The organism is Streptococcus sp. D2 (assembly GCF_006385825.1).
In the GTDB taxonomy this organism is placed as follows: Bacteria; Bacillota; Bacilli; order Lactobacillales; family Streptococcaceae; genus Streptococcus; species Streptococcus shenyangsis.
Genome location: NZ_VFSI01000002.1, coordinates 36,831 through 53,826 on the forward strand (window position 1 = coordinate 36,831; position 16,996 = coordinate 53,826).

Annotated in this window: 20 protein-coding genes; 16 read left to right on the forward strand and 4 right to left on the reverse strand. The window is 41.9% G+C overall.

All coding sequences use genetic code 11. The features are described from left to right. Nucleotides 1-417 carry an NUDIX hydrolase gene (locus tag FJR73_RS01200; protein WP_140832861.1) on the forward strand — a complete coding sequence of 139 codons (417 nt, stop codon included), beginning with the start codon at nt 1-3 and terminating at the stop codon, nt 415-417. Continuing rightward, on the forward strand, nt 407-2,320 hold the full coding sequence (gene mnmG / locus FJR73_RS01205) for a tRNA uridine-5-carboxymethylaminomethyl(34) synthesis enzyme MnmG (RefSeq protein ID WP_140832864.1): 1,914 nt from the start codon (nt 407-409) through the stop codon (nt 2,318-2,320). The genes FJR73_RS01200 and mnmG overlap by 11 nt, the downstream gene beginning before the upstream one ends. A gap of 202 nt (nt 2,321-2,522) precedes the next feature. On the opposite strand, the gene rnjA is transcribed toward mnmG, so the two are convergent. Together rnjA and FJR73_RS01215 are read right to left on the reverse strand one after the other, a co-directional pair. Beyond that, nucleotides 2,523-4,202, reverse strand: a complete 1,680-nt coding sequence (rnjA, locus tag FJR73_RS01210) for a ribonuclease J1 (protein ID WP_140832866.1) — start codon at nt 4,200-4,202, stop codon at nt 2,523-2,525. Nucleotide 4,203: 1 nt separating this feature from the next. Continuing rightward, the gene (locus FJR73_RS01215) at nt 4,204-4,437 is read right to left on the reverse strand and encodes a DNA-dependent RNA polymerase subunit epsilon (RefSeq protein ID WP_000639575.1); all 234 of its coding nucleotides are present in this window, start codon (nt 4,435-4,437) and stop codon (nt 4,204-4,206) included. 278 nt (nt 4,438-4,715) lie between these two features. On the opposite strand from FJR73_RS01215, the gene FJR73_RS01220 reads away from it, so the two are divergent. After that, nucleotides 4,716-4,931: a hypothetical protein gene (locus FJR73_RS01220; protein WP_140832869.1), complete on the forward strand. Its 216-nt coding sequence runs from the start codon at nt 4,716-4,718 to the stop codon at nt 4,929-4,931. Nucleotides 4,932-5,242: 311 nt separating this feature from the next. Here the strand turns inward: FJR73_RS01220 and cibB are convergent, their stop codons facing one another. Beyond that, the gene (cibB, locus tag FJR73_RS01235) at nt 5,243-5,395 is read right to left on the reverse strand and encodes a fratricide two-peptide bacteriocin subunit CibB (protein WP_070528467.1); all 153 of its coding nucleotides are present in this window, start codon (nt 5,393-5,395) and stop codon (nt 5,243-5,245) included. A gap of 1 nt (nt 5,396) precedes the next feature. Beyond that, the gene (cibA, locus tag FJR73_RS01240) at nt 5,397-5,582 is read right to left on the reverse strand and encodes a fratricide two-peptide bacteriocin subunit CibA (RefSeq protein ID WP_136936678.1); all 186 of its coding nucleotides are present in this window, start codon (nt 5,580-5,582) and stop codon (nt 5,397-5,399) included. A 191-nt stretch (nt 5,583-5,773) separates the two neighbouring features. Between cibA and tsaB the strand changes: the two genes are divergently transcribed. From tsaB to FJR73_RS01305, 13 genes are all read left to right on the forward strand, one after another. Beyond that, on the forward strand, nt 5,774-6,457 hold the full coding sequence (tsaB, locus tag FJR73_RS01245; protein ID WP_140832873.1) for a tRNA (adenosine(37)-N6)-threonylcarbamoyltransferase complex dimerization subunit type 1 TsaB: 684 nt from the start codon (nt 5,774-5,776) through the stop codon (nt 6,455-6,457). Further along, nucleotides 6,454-6,891, forward strand: coding sequence for a ribosomal protein S18-alanine N-acetyltransferase (rimI, locus tag FJR73_RS01250; protein ID WP_140832876.1), 438 nt, complete (start codon nt 6,454-6,456; stop codon nt 6,889-6,891). The genes tsaB and rimI overlap by 4 nt, the downstream gene beginning before the upstream one ends. Then, nucleotides 6,881-7,891, forward strand: coding sequence for a tRNA (adenosine(37)-N6)-threonylcarbamoyltransferase complex transferase subunit TsaD (gene tsaD / locus FJR73_RS01255; protein ID WP_000655032.1), 1,011 nt, complete (start codon nt 6,881-6,883; stop codon nt 7,889-7,891). The genes rimI and tsaD overlap by 11 nt, the downstream gene beginning before the upstream one ends. Nucleotides 7,892-7,994: 103 nt before the next feature. Next, a complete protein-coding gene (locus FJR73_RS01260) occupies nt 7,995-8,858 on the forward strand; it encodes an XRE/MutR family transcriptional regulator (RefSeq protein WP_000572846.1) in 864 nt (287 codons plus the stop codon). Nucleotides 8,859-9,144: 286 nt separating this feature from the next. After that, on the forward strand, nt 9,145-9,333 hold the full coding sequence (locus FJR73_RS01265; protein WP_000933481.1) for a peptide pheromone VP1: 189 nt from the start codon (nt 9,145-9,147) through the stop codon (nt 9,331-9,333). A gap of 66 nt (nt 9,334-9,399) precedes the next feature. Next, nucleotides 9,400-10,065, forward strand: coding sequence for a CPBP family intramembrane glutamic endopeptidase (locus FJR73_RS01270; RefSeq protein WP_000720893.1), 666 nt, complete (start codon nt 9,400-9,402; stop codon nt 10,063-10,065). A 71-nt stretch (nt 10,066-10,136) separates the two neighbouring features. Beyond that, on the forward strand, nt 10,137-11,363 hold the full coding sequence (locus FJR73_RS01275) for an MFS transporter (RefSeq protein ID WP_181146570.1): 1,227 nt from the start codon (nt 10,137-10,139) through the stop codon (nt 11,361-11,363). 157 nt (nt 11,364-11,520) lie between these two features. Further along, nucleotides 11,521-12,216 carry an AzlC family ABC transporter permease gene (locus FJR73_RS01280; RefSeq protein WP_140832880.1) on the forward strand — a complete coding sequence of 232 codons (696 nt, stop codon included), beginning with the start codon at nt 11,521-11,523 and terminating at the stop codon, nt 12,214-12,216. Further along, on the forward strand, nt 12,206-12,529 hold the full coding sequence (locus tag FJR73_RS01285) for an AzlD domain-containing protein (RefSeq protein ID WP_000253948.1): 324 nt from the start codon (nt 12,206-12,208) through the stop codon (nt 12,527-12,529). Before FJR73_RS01280 ends, FJR73_RS01285 begins: the two co-directional genes overlap by 11 nt. Nucleotides 12,530-12,632: 103 nt before the next feature. After that, nucleotides 12,633-13,463 carry an amino acid ABC transporter substrate-binding protein gene (locus FJR73_RS01290; RefSeq protein WP_140832882.1) on the forward strand — a complete coding sequence of 277 codons (831 nt, stop codon included), beginning with the start codon at nt 12,633-12,635 and terminating at the stop codon, nt 13,461-13,463. 153 nt (nt 13,464-13,616) lie between these two features. Next, nucleotides 13,617-14,471, forward strand: coding sequence for a MetQ/NlpA family ABC transporter substrate-binding protein (locus FJR73_RS01295; RefSeq protein ID WP_020902669.1), 855 nt, complete (start codon nt 13,617-13,619; stop codon nt 14,469-14,471). 96 nt (nt 14,472-14,567) lie between these two features. After that, a complete protein-coding gene (locus tag FJR73_RS01300; protein WP_140832884.1) occupies nt 14,568-15,941 on the forward strand; it encodes a M20/M25/M40 family metallo-hydrolase in 1,374 nt (457 codons plus the stop codon). Beyond that, nucleotides 15,934-16,995 (forward strand): methionine ABC transporter ATP-binding protein, encoded by a 1,062-nt coding sequence (locus FJR73_RS01305; protein WP_140832886.1) that lies wholly within the window; start codon nt 15,934-15,936, stop codon nt 16,993-16,995. Before FJR73_RS01300 ends, FJR73_RS01305 begins: the two co-directional genes overlap by 8 nt. The last annotated feature ends 1 nt before the right edge of the window (nt 16,996 follow it).

Sequence of the window (16,996 nt, forward strand, 5' to 3'; positions counted from 1 at the left end):
ATGATGGTTAAGCTTATTGCCCATGTACTTGTTCATAATGGTGATGATTATTTGCTCATTCAGCGTTCGGAAATTAAAAGAGGACAACCCAATGTTTATCCAACTTACTGGGATATTCCTGGTGGCGGGGTTGAAAAGGGTGAACTTCCGCGAGATGGTGCTCTTAGAGAATGCATTGAAGAAGCGGGAGTTAGGCTAGATAGCAGTTTGCTCAAACTTCTTCACGAAGATAGTCAACTGGATACCTCTAAGGATACGGTTTATAAAGCAGAGTGGGTTGGGGAGAAGCCAATTATCAGATTAGATCCTGAAGAGCATAGGCACTTTAAATGGGTTACTATGGCTCAAGCTCTAGAGGAGGAGAAGTTAGTTCCTTATTTGCGAGAAATTTTTGAAAGGTTAAAAAATGACTTATAATTTTACTGAAGAATACGATATTATTGTAATCGGTGCGGGACACGCTGGGGTTGAGGCTTCCTTGGCTGCTAGCCGTATGGGTTGTAAGGTCTTGCTTGCGACCATCAACATTGAAATGCTTGCTTTCATGCCTTGTAATCCCTCTATCGGTGGTTCTGCCAAGGGGATCGTTGTGCGTGAAGTTGATGCCCTCGGTGGCGAGATGGCCAAAACCATTGATAAGACTTACATTCAGATGAAGATGCTCAACACAGGGAAGGGCCCAGCTGTCCGTGCCCTTCGTGCGCAGGCTGACAAGGAGCTTTACTCTAAGGAAATGCGCAAGACAGTTGAAAATCAAGAAAATTTGACCCTTCGTCAAACCATGATTGATGAGATTTTGGTGGAAGACGGAAAAGTTGTCGGTGTTCGTACAGCGACCCATCAAGAGTATGCTGCTAAGGCTGTTATCGTGACGACAGGGACTGCCCTCCGTGGGGAAATTATCATCGGAGACCTCAAGTATTCGTCAGGTCCTAACCACAGCTTGGCTTCTATTAACCTTGCTGACAATCTCAAGGAACTTGGTCTCGAAATCGGTCGTTTCAAGACAGGAACGCCTCCACGTGTCAAGGCTTCTTCTATCAATTACGATGTGACCGAGATTCAGCCAGGAGACGAAGCGCCTAATCATTTCTCATACACTTCACGAGATGAGGATTATGTCAAGGACCAAGTGCCATGCTGGTTGACCTATACCAATGGAACCAGTCATGAGATTATCCAAAACAACCTCCACCGTGCGCCTATGTTTACAGGTGTGGTCAAGGGAGTGGGGCCTCGTTATTGTCCGTCGATTGAGGACAAGATTGTGCGCTTTGCAGACAAGGAACGCCACCAACTCTTCCTTGAGCCAGAAGGGCGCAATACAGAGGAAGTCTATGTTCAAGGACTTTCAACCAGTCTGCCAGAGGATGTCCAGCGTGAGCTGGTTCATTCTATCAAAGGTTTGGAAAATGCAGAGATGATGCGAACAGGTTATGCCATTGAGTATGATATGGTCTTGCCTCACCAGTTGCGTGCGACTCTGGAAACAAAGAAAATCTCCGGACTTTTCACTGCTGGTCAGACCAATGGAACTTCAGGTTATGAAGAAGCTGCTGGCCAAGGGATTATAGCTGGTATCAATGCCGCTCTGAAAATTCAAGATAAGCCTGAATTGATTTTGAAGCGCAGTGACGGTTATATCGGGGTCATGATTGACGATTTGGTGACCAAGGGAACCATTGAACCCTACCGTCTATTGACCAGTCGTGCTGAATACCGCCTCATTCTCCGCCATGACAATGCCGATATGCGTTTGACAGAGATGGGACGCGAGATTGGACTTGTGGACGATGAACGTTGGGCTCGTTTTGAAATTAAGAAAAATCAATTTGACAATGAGATGAAGCGACTAGACAGCATCAAACTCAAGCCAGTCAAGGAAACAAATGCCAAGGTTGAGGAGATGGGCTTCAAGCCGTTGACAGATGCGGTGACCGCCAAGGAATTCCTTCGCCGTCCAGAAGTTTCTTACCAAGATGTGGTGGCCTTCATCGGGCCAGCTGCAGAGGACTTGGATGACAAGATTATCGAATTGATTGAAACAGAAATCAAGTACGAAGGCTATATTTCCAAAGCCATGGATCAGGTTGCCAAGATGAAACGCATGGAAGAAAAACGCATTCCAGCTAATATTGACTGGGATGATATTGATTCCATCGCGACAGAAGCTCGTCAGAAGTTCAAACTTATCAATCCAGAAACTATCGGCCAAGCCAGCCGTATTTCGGGAGTAAACCCAGCAGATATTTCTATTTTGATGGTGTATCTTGAAGGTAAAAATCGTAGTATTTCAAAAACTCTTCAAAAATCAAAATGATACGTTGTCGGCTTCTTACGAATGAGTTCAAAGCTTGGCTTTGATTCATCGCCAGCCTCCCATAGTTCCCCGAACTATGGGAGCTAACTCAAGTTATGCTTTCGCCTAGCCTTCTAGTCTGATTTCGATTTTTATTGAGTTTCAATCTCAAAAGAAAGCATAGAGAAAAACAGCTCCGAAAAATCGGGGCTGTTTTGTTGACTTATTCTTCATCTGGTGTGAGGATCATCGGGATAATAATCGGTTCACGTTCTGTATTTTCATAGAGGAAGGGGCGAATAGCGTTGACAATGGCACCATTGACTGATTGCACGCTAGCATCCTTATTTTTCAGTGCGATACGAATTGCATTGAAGAGGATACGCTGGCTTTGGCGAATCAGGTCGCCAGACTCTCTCATGTAGACAAAGCCTCGGCTGAGGATGTCTGGTCCAGACAGAATCATCTGCGATTTGAAGTCAACAGTTGCGACTGCCAGAACGACACCATCTTCAGATAAATCACGACGATCTTTGAGGACAGCAGCACCAATTTCACCGATACGATTTCCATCGACATAGATGTCTTGGGCGTTGAAATGACCTGCGATACGAGCTGAGTCAGTAGTAAGGGCAAGTACATCTCCATTGCTCATGATAAAGATATTATCCTTCTCAACACCAGTATCCACTGCTAGTCCAGCGTGGACTTTTTGCATGCGGTATTCACCGTGGACAGGCATGAAGTATTTTGGCTTAATCAAGCGGAGCATGAGTTTTTGCTCTTGCTGACCACCGTGTCCAGATGTATGGATATTGTTAACCTTACCGTGGATAACTTCGACACCAGCTTCAGAAATGATGTTGATCAGTTTGTTGACGCTAGTAGTGTTTCCAGGGATTGGACTAGAAGAGAAGATAACCGTATCGCCTGGTTGGAGTTGTACCTGACGGTGGGTTCCGTTGGCGATACGAGAGAGGGCCGCCATAGGTTCACCCTGACTACCTGTACAGAGGATGAGAACTTCTCCTGCAGGGTAATCTTTGATTTCATTTGGCTCGATAAAGGTTCCCTTAGGAGCTTTGATATAGCCAAGCTCGATTCCGTTGACAATGGCCTTTTCCATAGAACGGCCAAATACCGCAATCTTACGTCCAGTCTTAACAGCAGCTTCTGTTGCTTGCTGGAGACGGAAGATATTTGAGGCAAAGGATGCAAAGATGATACGTCCTTCAATGCCTTGGATAATCTTCATGATGGACTGACCAACGACTTTTTCAGAGTTGGTAAAGGTTGGCACTTCTGCATTTGTCGAGTCAGACAGGAGACAGAGCACGCCTTCTTCACCAAGGGCTGCCATACGGTGCAAGTCCGCAGGTTCTCCAACTGGAGTAAAGTCGAACTTGAAGTCACCCGTACAAACGATTTTCCCTTGAGGAGTATGGATGACAATCCCTAAAGGTTCTGGAATAGAGTGAGTCGTTCTAAAGAAAGTTGCCTTGAGGTTTTTAAAGGTCAACTCAGTATTGTGGTTGATTTCGTAAAGTTTGGCGTTGCGCAAGAGGCCGTGTTCTTCGAGTTTCCCACGAATCAAAGCCAAGGCAAGTGGTCCAGCGTAAATCGGGACATTTGCTTGCTTGAGCAGGAAAGGAATCCCACCAATGTGGTCCTCGTGTCCATGTGTGATTAAGACAGCCTTGACGCGGTCGATATTGTCCACGATGTAAGAGTAGTCAGGAATGACATAGTCGATACCAAGCAAGTCATCTTCTGGGAATTTAATCCCAGCATCGACGATGATAATCTCATCTTGGTATTCAATCCCGTATGTGTTTTTCCCGATTTCTCCCAGACCACCGATGGCAAAAACGCCGACTTCTTCAGGTTTAAGAGTATAGGTCATATTAGAACTCCGTGATTTCGAAGGCGCCAGTTTCTTTTTCGTAATCTAGCAATTTGTCAGACAAGCGTTCGATATACTCGATGTTGTATTCTGGGCGATTTTCTTCGACAAGTTGACGAGCAGCGATGCGACCCTCAAGTTCTGAGCTGGCATCGATGTCTAGGTAAAGTGCGCGTGTTGTTTCGCGACGTGGGCTACGTTCTTTTGTTTCTTGATAAAAAACTTTGTAAATCATATAGTTCCTTTCTATTTACAGGTCAGCTTATTCCAAACTTTTAGTAGATATTTGCTTGATTTCATTCCATTTTTTGTCTAGATTGACCTTGATTCGTTACAATTATCTCAATTATACCACAAAATGAAAAATTAGTAAAAGACGGGAACGAGAAAGTCATAGAGTCACTCATTAGGAAGCGTTTGCAAAAATAAAGAAAGTATGTTATCTTGATAATGGAAGTGGAATTTATCGTTTGTCATAATTCCCTATAGTTTTTAAGTCAAGGAGGTTGCCCTATGTATAACTTATTTTCTTTTGCTATCGGAGTTCGCTTGGTAGCTTTTATCATTTTTGTTGCTTGTGTTTATGGAGGGAATCTTCTATTTGCCAAAATGGAACGACGACAAACCAAGTTCTTGTGGAAAATTATCTTTGTGACTCTCTACTCGCTTTTTCTCCTCCTTGTAACCTATGTAGTTTGGTTTGTATTTTACTTTGGATTAAATGCTTAGATGCCCTGCTCATGCTGGGGCATTTTGTTTGGGGATAAAGAAAATTCCACCCCATCTATCAAGATGAGGTGGTTTTTGCATTTTTCTAAAATGACATGACAATGGAATAAATGTTTGCTTTAAGAATTTATTCTTATTATGTTAATGACTCTTCTGCTCAAAAATAGAGTTGAAGCATAAAAATAAAACAATACAAACAGATAGATCAATTGGTAAAGGGATAGTAGTAATGTTTAAATCATTGAGAATGCTGAGCAAACTGTAAGAGATGAAGACAATAAAATTTATCCTTCTAAAAATGTGTCTTTTATCTAGCATGACTTACCAAACTTTTTACGGAGATCTTTCCCAATGGTATAAGCTGCCATAAATAAAGCGATACCAACACCTGCACCAAAACCACCCTTGATTTCTTGCAATTCCTTATTAGAAATTTCACGATAGTTGTTCAAATCTTTCATCATATTAATCTCCTCCTAAAAAATAACCAGCTGCCAAACCAGAACCTACAAGTGCTGTTCCGCCTGCAATAGCTTTCCAAGATACTGCTACTCCAAAGATAATCAAGGGAGCGAGACCGCCATCAATATCTGATAATTCATTTTCAGATAGGGATAAAAATTGATTGTCAAGAACGTCAAAATTTGTCATTGAACTTTCCTCCTTTTTTCTTGTTCACTTTTATATTCGGAAAAGAAAAGGAAAAGTGAACATTTTTTTGAAATTTATTTGCGAATTATTTTTTGTTTAAGTCTAGGTATTCCTGTTTGGGGATAAAGAAAATTCCCATGTGCCAGCTTTTGTAGTATAATAGTAAGCAGACAAAAAGATAGGAATGTGTTATGAAAGTATTAGCTTTTGATACGTCCAGCAAGGCTCTTTCTCTCGCTATTTTAGAGGACAAGCAGATTCTTGCCGAGACGACGATTAATATCAAGAAAAATCACAGTATTACCCTCATGCCTGCCATCGATTTTTTGATGGCAAGTTTGGATTGGACGCCCAAGGATTTGGACCGAATCGTGGTAGCGGAAGGGCCAGGTAGCTACACAGGCTTACGAATTGCGGTCGCAACGGCTAAGACTTTGGCTCATACTCTGAATATCGAGTTAGTTGGTATGTCTAGCCTCTTGGCTCTGGTGCCCTACCAACAAGAAGGTTTGTTCGTCCCCTTGATGGATGCGCGTCGCAACAATGTTTATGCAGGATTTTATGAAAATGCTAAACCTGTCATGCCAGAAGCGCACCTGCCCTTTGAGCGAGTGATTGAGCTAATCAAGGGTGCTAGTCAGGTAACCTTTGTCGGAGAAGTTGGCCCCTTTGTGGAGCAGATTCAAGAACATTTGCCAAGGACTAATTACAAAGAAACCTTGCCTAACGCAGCCAATCTTGCTCTTTTGGCCTGGGACAAGGAAACAGACTCCTTGCATGATTTTGTGCCGAATTACCTCAAACGTGTTGAGGCTGAGGAAAACTGGCTCAAGAACCACACTGAGTCTGGTGAGTCTTACATTAAACGCCTATGATAGAAATCAAACGAATCCAAGGACAGCCTGACTTGGCACAAGCCATCTATGCTGTTATGGTAGCTGTTTATCCAGTCAGTCCTTGGACGCTGGAACAAATCCAAGCAGACCTGTCCCAAGACCAGACTTGGTATGCTCTAGCTTATGATGGGACAGAAGTGATTGGCTTTCTAGCTGTGCAGGAGAATCTATTTGAAGCAGAGGTCCTGCAAATCGCTGTCAAACAAATCTATCAGGGGCAGGGAATTGCCTCGGCCTTGTTTGCTCAATTGCCGGCAGAAAAGGAGATTTTCCTCGAAGTCAGAAAGTCAAACCAACGAGCGCAAGCATTTTACAAGAAAGAAAAGATGGCGGTCATCGCTGAGCGAAAGGCCTACTACCATGATCCAGTCGAGGACGCCATTATCATGAAGAGAGAAATAGATGAAGGATAGATATATTTTAGCATTTGAGACATCCTGTGACGAGACCAGTGTCGCCGTCTTGAAAAACGACGATGAGCTCTTGTCCAATGTCATTGCTAGTCAAATTGAGAGTCACAAACGTTTTGGGGGCGTAGTGCCCGAAGTAGCCAGTCGTCACCATGTTGAGGTCATTACAGCCTGTATTGAGGAGGCTCTGGCAGAAGCAGGGATTACCGAAGATGATGTGACAGCTGTTGCGGTTACCTATGGACCGGGCTTGGTTGGAGCTTTACTAGTTGGTTTATCAGCTGCTAAGGCCTTTGCTTGGGCACATAGACTTCCACTGATTCCCGTTAACCACATGGCTGGCCACCTCATGGCCGCTCAGAGTGTGGAGCCTTTGGAGTTTCCCTTGCTAGCCCTTTTAGTCAGTGGTGGACACACAGAGTTGGTTTATGTTTCGGAGGCTGGTGACCACAAGATTGTTGGGGAAACGCGAGATGACGCGGTTGGTGAGGCTTATGATAAGGTTGGCCGTGTCATGGGCTTGACCTATCCTGCCGGTCGTGAGATTGACGAGCTAGCTCATCAGGGACAGGATATTTATGATTTCCCCCGTGCCATGATTAAGGAAGATAATCTAGAATTTTCATTCTCAGGTTTGAAATCTGCCTTTATCAATCTTCATCACAATGCCGAGCAAAAGGGAGAAAGTCTGTCTACAGAAGATTTGTGTGCTTCCTTCCAAGCGGCAGTTATGGACATTCTCATGGCTAAAACCAAAAAAGCTTTGGAGAAATATCCTGTTAAAACTCTAGTCGTGGCAGGTGGTGTGGCAGCCAATAAAGGTCTTAGAGAACGTCTAGCAACTGAAATCACAGATGTCAAGATTATCATCCCACCTCTGCGCCTCTGCGGAGACAATGCAGGTATGATTGCCTATGCCAGCGTCAGCGAGTGGAACAAAGAAAACTTTGCAAGCTTAGACCTCAATGCCAAACCAAGCCTCGCTTTTGATACCATAGAATAAAGAGTCAGCTTAAAGCTGGCTTTTTCACTCGATAAAGTGTCAGAATATTTTGACAAATAATTGTAAATAATGATATACTATATAAAAAATAGGAGGTGGCCAGATGATTGAGAGAATGGAATTGGGAGAATTTTACAAGGAATTGCGCTTGGCTAGAAAGCTAAAACAGTCAGATGTGGCTTGTGCTGGACTAACAGCCTCTCAGTTGTCCAAGTTTGAACTAGGGCAGTCTATGCTGTCTGCAGATAAGTTGATTCTAGCTATCCAAGGTATAAATGTGACCTTTGATGAGTTTGGGCACAAGCTCAACAACTATCAAGAATCCCCACATATGCGAATTGGTAGAAGGGTTGTGGATCGCTTTGCCCATCAAGATATTGCTGGTTTAGAGCAACTGTTGGAAGAAGTCGAGCAAGAACAGATGGCGCAGACCTATCGTCGTTTGAATGCTATTGTGATTAAAGATGCTATCCATTCCTTAGATAAAAACTATCCGCTAGCAGAGGAGGATAGCGAGTTTTTAACTACCTACCTCTACGCTATTGAGTCTTGGACCTGGTTTGAACTCTATCTTTTTTGCAATACTATGCCCTTCCTGAGCAATCAAGATCTGATTTTTTTATCAACCTCTTTGCTTGAAAAGTCCAAAGAATTTAAAGAGTTGGTACATAATCGATTGTATATGAAGCAAGGACTCTTAAATATCTTATCAGAACTCATGGAGCGCAAACTTTTCTCCTATATTCCAATCTTTGAAGCCGAGTTGGAGAGCATGCTGCGTCCGTATGATGTTTTTGAGAAATTATTATGGCAATTTTTAAAGAAGATGAGTGTCTTTCTTCAAACCAAAGGAAGCAATCAAAAAGAGATTGAAAACTTTATCCAATCTCTGCAAGTATTAGAAAATCCACAATTGATAACCCTCTTCGAATTGCGTTTGCAACAATACAAAGAACTTATCGATTAGTTAGAAATGGGAAAATGATAATAATCTCAGCAATGATTGCCAATAATCTTAAAACTTGTTTCTTCATATGACTTCCCTCCTCATTAGTAATAACTTTATTATAGCAGGGAAATAATCAAATCCACCAAAATCGCAAATCTGAAATTTCTATAAGAAAAAATATCAAATATGCGATTTTCTAAAATAAGGCAATTTCTGTGTTATACTGACCTTGTAAAACATTTGAAGCAAATCCTAGGTCGCAGAAGTGGTTTACAAGAAGAAAACAATTGAAGGAGTATAAAAGATGTTAAATTTACAATTTGCAGAAACAATGGAATTGACAGAAGATGAGTTGCAAGATGTTAGAGGAGGCTACACTGTGGTTAACCCAGGCGGTGGAATTGGAGTAAGCTTAGGAGCACCTTGGTCAATCACTAATTTCTGGAAGAAATATTTTAACCATGATTCTTCCACTGTTAATCGTCGTCATTGATATTTAAAGCCCTTGCCTTTGTTTGGGTTAGGGCTTTTTTTATTTCGTAATATAGGAGAAAATAGGATGAAAAAGATAATCTCACGCTACTACTTTATTATAGCTTTTCTACTAGTTATTGCTGACCAGAAGTTCAGTGGTCTGGTTTTATCTAGCGACTTTGCTCTTGGTCTATCTGACTTTACTTATTATCTGTCGGATATGATGTTGAATTTTCTTGTGGTTTTATTTGCTCTGATTGTTATGATTTGGTCGGAGAAATGGCAACAAATCAACAATAGAAAGTTTAAAAGATCCTATCTTTTCTATTCCTTCCTAGCTCTGCTTTCTTTTGTTGCTTGGAATTTTGTCACCTTTTTTCTTTTCCCACCTACTCGAAATGAAATTTCTTATCAACATGCTGCTCCTACTTTTACAGGAGCTACGGCATTTTTGATGTATTTCTTTTATCCTGTGATTGCAGGTCCCATTTTTGAAGACATGATTTATCGTGGATTAGTGATGACTGCTCTGGAAAAAGGAAAGAAATGGGGGCTAGATGTACTTGGTTCCGCTGTTTTATTTGGGGTCTCGCACATTAGTAATCACGGTTGGGTCTTGACAGACTTTGTCTTCTATATGGGTGGAGGTCTTATATTTGCAGTCTTATTTAGAATGACAAAGTCAATTTATTGGCCTATTGGACTGCATATAGTCTACAATGGTATTGGTCAGATTTTGATGTTACTGTAATTTTGGTTGTTAGTAGTATCGCGGTATATTCTTGGGGAAAGATTCCCATTTGAATTTAAAAAGGAGTTGTGATGAAAGTATTTCTTCAAAATAGAGATTTTAGGCAATTAACTATCAACCAGTGGATTTCAACGCTTGGGGATACGATTTTTTATCTGGCCTTTTTGAATTATGTGGCAGATGCATCTTTTGCCCCTTTGGCGATTTTACTCATCACGATTTCAGAAACCCTGCCCCAAGTTCTACAAATCTTTCTGGGAGTTTTGGCGGATTTTCAACATCATCGTGTCTTGAAATACACAGTCATTAGTTTTGCAAAATTTTTGCTTTACTCTATAGTATCCTTATCGTTTTCAGGGCAGCCCTTTTCCTTGTTATTAGTAGCCTTTATTTGTCTGATTAACCTCGTGTCTGACACATTGAGTTATTTTTCAGGCGCCATGCTCACTCCGATTTTCATTAGAATTATTGGGCAAGATCATCTGGCAGAAGCTATTGGATTTAAACAGTCAACCGTTAGTTTAGTGAAAACAATCAGTAATATTCTAGGAGGAGTCTTACTAGCTATTCTATCTATCCAGTTTATTTCCTTACTGAATGCTCTTACCTTTTTAATCGCATTTTTAGGTATTCTTTTCATAAAAAATGACCTCTTGAAAGTAGAAAAAACTATTAGCTATCAAGAAGGGCTCTCTGTAAAATCCTTTTGCCAGCATTTGGTCCAATCATCGAAATTGATATGGAATATGAATAAGGTGCTCTTGGTTTTGTTTATTATCTCTATTAGTCAAGCAGTGATAAATGTTACAGTTCCTATTTCTACTCTGTTTTTGAGGAATCAGCCCTTTTTGAATTTACAAACTGGTCAATCTCTCGCTTTGTTATCAACACTGGAATTGTCAGCCCTTATTGTCGGAAGCCTTGTAAGTGGCTATCTGAAAAATACGATTTCTATAAAAATAGCTCTATATGCCTCGCTTATTATCCAATTACTCCTTTTAGTTGGTTTTGTGGCAGTTCGTTTTGACTGGATTCTTATCTTTAGTGCCTTGGATGCCTTTTTTGCAGGTATTCTCTCTCCTCGATTACAGGAACTCATTTTTAAACAAATACCTGAGGAGTCAATGGGAGCAGTTCAATCCTCTATCGGCGCCATTACGGTTGTTTTACCTAGCTTATTTACAATAGCTTTGGTAACCATTGCTACTAGCTTTGGAACTCAGGCAGTCAGCTTTGTTTTATTGCTATTTCTTCTAGTTTCCTTTGTCATGCTCTTGAATATCCGTGAAAACATTTAGCGGAGAATTTCTATAATATATGTTTGAGACTGGTTTCCAGTCTTTTTCTGTTCTTGTCAATCAGCAGACTTTTTTCTCTTTCCTGAATGTGTTATAATAGTCCATGCTGTGGCTGGAACTGATTCAGCCCACCTATTAAGACAATATGAGGAGAAAGATGAAAGAAAAAGGATTTTGGGAGGGGGCGCAGGCAGCCATGCCAACAGCCCTTGGTTATATCAGTATTGGCCTTGCCTGTGGGATTATCGGTGCGCCCTATGTGACACCTGTAGAGATGGGCTTGATGAGTCTCTTTGTTTATGCTGGGAGTGCCCAGTTTGCCATGTTGGCACTGATTGCGGTTCAAGCTCCTGTGGCTGCCATTGCTATGACGGTCTTTTTGATTAATTTGCGTCTCTTTTTGTTGAGTTTGCATGCGTCAACCTATTTCCGTCATACCAGTCTTTGGCACAATATCGGTATGTCTAGTATCTTGACGGATGAGACTTATGGTGTATTGATGGGCGAATTGGCCCATACAGACAAGGTCAATCCTATGTGGATGCACGGAAACAATCTCAACAGCTATGTAGCTTGGTTTGTGGGGACAGTAGTCGGAACGGCTCTGGGTGGCCTGTTGCCAAATCCAGAAATCTTTGGCTTGGATTTTGCCTTGGTTGGGATGTTTATCGGAATTTTTGCTTTGCAATTCCAGATTATGCAAAGACGGATTCCTGTCCGCAATCTGCTCATTATCCTAGCAGTTGTTGCGGTGTCCTTCTTTTTGCTCTTGACAGTGGTGTCTCAGTCACTAGCTGTTCTGTTTGCGACGCTACTTGGTTGTACAATGGGGGTGGTTTTAGATGGTCAGTAAGTATCTTTTATTAGCAGTTCTTTTCTCTGGCTTGGTGACCTGGATTCCCCGTATGATTCCCTTCATCTTGGTCAAGTATAAGGGTTTGCCTGCAATCGTTGAGCGTTTTTTGAAGTTCTTGCCCGTTTCTATTATCTTTGCCTTGATTCTTTCAAGCGTAGTGACAGGCAAGGTTGGTAGCCTTCCTCAAATCAAATGGCTGGACTTCTTAGCAGTCTTTCCAACGGCTTGGGTAGCCTTTCGCTACCGTAATCTAGTCGGAACGGTTCTCTTCGGAGTAGTCTTGATTGCCGTCTTGCGCTTGGTCTTTTAAATTAGCCATAAAAAAAATTTATCACAGAGATAGATATCATATAATGGCGTAAATGCTCTTTTTCTGTTAAGATTATAAGGTATTCTATTTTGGAGGAAATGACATGAAAAAAATCGTTAAATACTCATCTCTTGCTACCCTAGGGCTTGTTGCTGCAGGTGTGCTAGCAGCTTGCTCAGGTGGTGCGAAAAAAGAAGGAGAAGCAGTTAGCAAGAAAGAAATTATTGTTGCAACAAATGCTTCACCAAAACCATTCAACTATGAAGAAAATGGTGAATTGACTGGTTACGAAATTGAAGTGGTTCGCGCTATCTTTAAAGATTCTGACAAGTATGATGTCAAGTTTGAGAAGACTGAGTGGTCAGGTGTCTTTGCGGGTCTTGACGCTGACCGTTACCAAATGGCCGTGAACAACATCAGCTACACTAAAGAACGTGCTGAAAAATACCTTTATGCAGCTCCAACTGCTAAAAACCCTAACGTTCTTGTAGTGAAAAAAGACGACTCTAGCATCAAATCGCTTGATGATATCGGTGGAAAATCAACAGAAGTTGTTCAAGGAACAACATCAGCTAAACAGTTGGAAGACTACAACAAACAACACTCAGATAATCCAACTGTCCTTAACTACACTAGAGCAGACTTCCAACAAATCATGGGACGCTTGAGCGATGGCCAATTTGACTACAAAATTTTTGATAAAATCGGTGTTGAAACAGTTATCAAGAACCAAGGTTTGGACAACTTGAAAGTTATTGAACTTCCAAGCGACCAACAACCTTACGTTTACCCACTTCTTGCCAAAGGTCAAGATGAGTTGAAAACATTTGTAGACAAACGTATCCAAGAACTCTACAAAGACGGAACTCTTGAAAAGTTGTCTAAACAATTCTTCGGCGACACTTACCTACCAGCAGAAGCTGATATTAAATAATTTCTTGAAGTCATCCATTCGGAATAAGATGGGTGATTTCTCAGTTTTTAGGGATATAGTTTTAAACTATATATCTGGCTATCTAATAACAATTTGTGAAATCAAACAAATTGTGAGATACTAGTACGGTATTATTTTTAAGGAGAAAGAATCATGAAAATTAAAAAATGGCTTGGTGTAGCAGCCCTTGCTACAGTCGCAGGTTTGGCTCTTGCAGCTTGCGGAAACTCAGAAAAGAAAGCAGACAATGCAACAACTATCAAAATCGCAACTGTTAACCGTAGCGGTTCTGAAGAAAAACGTTGGGACAAAATCCAAGAATTGGTTAAAAAAGACGGTATCACTTTGGAATTTACAGAGTTCACAGACTACTCACAACCAAACAAGGCAACTGCTGATGGTGAAGTAGACTTGAACGCTTTCCAACACTATAACTTCTTGAACAACTGGAACAAAGAAAACGGAAAAGACCTTGTAGCGATTGCAGATACTTACATCTCTCCAATCCGCCTTTACTCAGGTTTGAATGGAAGTGACAACAAGTACACTAAAGTAGAAGATATCCCAGCAAACGGAGAAATTGCTGTACCAAACGATGCTACAAACGAAAGCCGTGCGCTTTACTTGCTTCAATCAGCTGGCTTGATTAAATTGGACGTTTCAGGAACTGCTCTTGCAACAGTTGCTAACATCAAAGAAAATCCAAAGAACTTGAAAATCACTGAATTGGACGCTAGCCAAACAGCTCGTTCATTGTCATCAGTTGACGCTGCCGTTGTAAACAATACCTTCGTTACAGAAGCAAAATTGGACTACAAGAAAGCACTCTTCAAAGAACAAGCTGATGAAAATTCAAAACAATGGTACAACATCATTGTTGCGAAAAAAGATTGGGAATCATCACCTAAGGCTGATGCTATCAAGAAAGTCGTTGCAGCTTACCATACAGATGAAGTGAAAAAAGTTATCGAAGAAACATCAGACGGTTTGGATCAACCAGTTTGGTAATAAGAAACAGGGAGGTGGGAGAGAGAATTCCACCTCTTGCTTTTGTATAGAGCAGGGATTGTCAGGAAGAGTAGTTCATAGAAAGGTAGAGAGAATATGGTTTTTCCTAGCGAACAAGAACAGATTGAAAAATTTGAAAAGGATCATGTGGCCCAGCATTATTTTGAGGTTTTGCGTATCTTGATTTCTAAGAAATCAGTCTTTGCCCAACAGGTGGGGCTCAAAGAAGTTGCCAACTATCTGGGTGAGATTTTCAAGCGTGTTGGGGCTGAAGTGGAGATTGATGAGACTTATACAGCGCCCTTTGTCATGGCGCATTTCAAGAGTTCGCGTCCAGATGCCAAGACCCTAATCTTCTATAACCACTATGACACTGTGCCAGCGGATGGGGATCAGGTCTGGACAGAGGATCCTTTTACTCTTTCAGTGCGCAATGGCTTCATGTATGGGCGTGGGGTTGATGACGACAAGGGTCATATCACAGCTCGTTTGAGTGCTTTGAGAAAATACATGCAGCACCACGATGACCTGCCTGTCAATATCAGTTTTATCATGGAGGGAGCAGAGGAATCTGCCTCGACAGACCTAGACAAGTATCTGGAAAAACATGCGGATAAACTCCGTGGTGCGGATTTGTTGGTATGGGAACAAGGAACCAAAAATGCCTTGGAACAGCTAGAAATTTCTGGCGGAAATAAGGGAATTGTGACCTTTGATGCCAAGGTAAAAAGCGCTGATGTTGACATCCATTCCAGTTATGGTGGGGTTGTGGAATCAGCTCCATGGTATCTTCTTCAAGCCCTACAGTCTCTTCGTGCTGCAGATGGCCGTATCTTGGTTGAAGGCTTGTACGAAGAAGTACAAGAGCCAAATGAACGAGAATTGGCCTTGGTGGACACTTACGCTCAACGAAATCCAGGGGAAATCAGCCAGATTTATGGTTTGGAATTACCTCTCTTACAAGAGGATCGCGCAGCCTTTCTAAAACGTTTCTTTTTCGAGCCAGCCCTTAATATCGAAGGGATTCAGTCAGGTTACCAAGGACAAGGGGTTAAAACGATTTTGCCAGCAGAAGCCAGTGCTAAGCTAGAGGTTCGTTTGGTTCCTGGCCTAGAACCGCATGATGTTCTGGAAAAAATTCGGAAACAGCTAGACAAAAATGGCTTTGATAAGGTAGAATTATACTATACCTTGGGAGAGATGAGCTATCGAAGCGATATGAGCGCACCAGCCATTCTCAATGTGATCGAGTTGGCCAAGAAATTCTATCCACAGGGCGTTTCAGTCTTGCCGACGACAGCGGGGACAGGGCCTATGCATACGGTCTTTGATGCTCTAGAGGTGCCAATGGTGGCCTTCGGTCTAGGAAATGCCAATAGTCGAGACCACGGTGGAGATGAGAACGTGCGAATCGCCGATTACTATACCCATATTGAATTAGTAGAGGAGCTGATTAGAAGCTATGAGTAGAGATATTATCAAGTTAGATCAGATTGATGTGACTTTTCACCAAAAGAAGAGAACCATCACAGCGGTCAAGGATGTGACCATTCACATCAAAGAAGGGGATATCTACGGAATCGTTGGATATTCTGGAGCAGGGAAATCAACCCTTGTACGGGTGATTAACCTCTTGCAAAAACCATCTGCAGGGAAAATTACCATTGACGACGATGTGATTTTTGATGGTGAGGTCACCTTGACGGCAGAGCAGTTGCGTCGTAAACGTCAAGATATTGGAATGATTTTCCAGCATTTCAACCTGATGAGCCAAAAGACAGCAGAGGAGAATGTAGCCTTTGCCCTTAAACACTCTGGCCTCAGCAAGGAAGAAAAGAAGGCTAAAGTAGCTAAATTGTTGGACTTGGTTGGCTTGGCAGATCGTGCTGAAAATTACCCTTCACAACTATCTGGTGGACAAAAACAGCGTGTGGCCATTGCGCGTGCCTTAGCAAATGATCCAAAAATCTTGATTTCAGACGAGTCGACTTCTGCCCTTGATCCTAAGACTACCAAGCAGATTTTGGCCTTGTTGCAAGATTTGAACCAAAAATTAGGCTTAACTGTTGTCTTGATTACGCATGAAATGCAGATTGTCAAAGACATTGCCAACCGTGTGGCGGTTATGCAGGACGGACATTTGATTGAAGAGGGTAGTGTCCTTGAAATCTTCTCAGACCCTAAACAACCTTTGACTCAAGACTTTATCTCAACAGCCACAGGTATTGACGAAGCCATGGTCAAAATCGAGAAGCAAGAAATCGTGGAACACTTGTCTGAAAACAGCCTTTTGGTACAACTCAAGTATGCGGGTGCTTCAACAGACGAGCCACTTTTGAATGAATTGTACAAGCATTACCAAGTAACAGCTAATATCCTCTATGGAAATATCGAAATTTTGGATGGTACTCCTGTTGGAGAATTGGTGGTGGTCTTGTCAGGTGAAAAAGCAGCGTTGGCAGGTGCCCAAGAAGCCATTCGTCAAGCAGGTGTGCAGCTAAAAGTATTGAAGGGAGGACAGTAAG

What these genes read in the sequence shown, in the direction of transcription:
- FJR73_RS01200 (WP_140832861.1), top strand. Translation starts at nt 1, where the DNA reads ATGATGGTTAAGCTTATTGCCCATGTACTTGTTCATAATGGTGATGAT.
- mnmG (WP_140832864.1), top strand. Translation starts at nt 407, where the DNA reads ATGACTTATAATTTTACTGAAGAATACGATATTATTGTAATCGGTGCG.
- rnjA (WP_140832866.1), bottom strand. Translation starts at nt 4,202, where the DNA reads ATGACCTATACTCTTAAACCTGAAGAAGTCGGCGTTTTTGCCATCGGT.
- FJR73_RS01215 (WP_000639575.1), bottom strand. Translation starts at nt 4,437, where the DNA reads ATGATTTACAAAGTTTTTTATCAAGAAACAAAAGAACGTAGCCCACGT.
- FJR73_RS01220 (WP_140832869.1), top strand. Translation starts at nt 4,716, where the DNA reads ATGTATAACTTATTTTCTTTTGCTATCGGAGTTCGCTTGGTAGCTTTT.
- cibB (WP_070528467.1), bottom strand. Translation starts at nt 5,395, where the DNA reads ATGATGAAAGATTTGAACAACTATCGTGAAATTTCTAATAAGGAATTG.
- cibA (WP_136936678.1), bottom strand. Translation starts at nt 5,582, where the DNA reads ATGACAAATTTTGACGTTCTTGACAATCAATTTTTATCCCTATCTGAA.
- tsaB (WP_140832873.1), top strand. Translation starts at nt 5,774, where the DNA reads ATGAAAGTATTAGCTTTTGATACGTCCAGCAAGGCTCTTTCTCTCGCT.
- rimI (WP_140832876.1), top strand. Translation starts at nt 6,454, where the DNA reads ATGATAGAAATCAAACGAATCCAAGGACAGCCTGACTTGGCACAAGCC.
- tsaD (WP_000655032.1), top strand. Translation starts at nt 6,881, where the DNA reads ATGAAGGATAGATATATTTTAGCATTTGAGACATCCTGTGACGAGACC.
- FJR73_RS01260 (WP_000572846.1), top strand. Translation starts at nt 7,995, where the DNA reads ATGATTGAGAGAATGGAATTGGGAGAATTTTACAAGGAATTGCGCTTG.
- FJR73_RS01265 (WP_000933481.1), top strand. Translation starts at nt 9,145, where the DNA reads ATGTTAAATTTACAATTTGCAGAAACAATGGAATTGACAGAAGATGAG.
- FJR73_RS01270 (WP_000720893.1), top strand. Translation starts at nt 9,400, where the DNA reads ATGAAAAAGATAATCTCACGCTACTACTTTATTATAGCTTTTCTACTA.
- FJR73_RS01275 (WP_181146570.1), top strand. Translation starts at nt 10,137, where the DNA reads ATGAAAGTATTTCTTCAAAATAGAGATTTTAGGCAATTAACTATCAAC.
- FJR73_RS01280 (WP_140832880.1), top strand. Translation starts at nt 11,521, where the DNA reads ATGAAAGAAAAAGGATTTTGGGAGGGGGCGCAGGCAGCCATGCCAACA.
- FJR73_RS01285 (WP_000253948.1), top strand. Translation starts at nt 12,206, where the DNA reads ATGGTCAGTAAGTATCTTTTATTAGCAGTTCTTTTCTCTGGCTTGGTG.
- FJR73_RS01290 (WP_140832882.1), top strand. Translation starts at nt 12,633, where the DNA reads ATGAAAAAAATCGTTAAATACTCATCTCTTGCTACCCTAGGGCTTGTT.
- FJR73_RS01295 (WP_020902669.1), top strand. Translation starts at nt 13,617, where the DNA reads ATGAAAATTAAAAAATGGCTTGGTGTAGCAGCCCTTGCTACAGTCGCA.
- FJR73_RS01300 (WP_140832884.1), top strand. Translation starts at nt 14,568, where the DNA reads ATGGTTTTTCCTAGCGAACAAGAACAGATTGAAAAATTTGAAAAGGAT.
- FJR73_RS01305 (WP_140832886.1), top strand. Translation starts at nt 15,934, where the DNA reads ATGAGTAGAGATATTATCAAGTTAGATCAGATTGATGTGACTTTTCAC.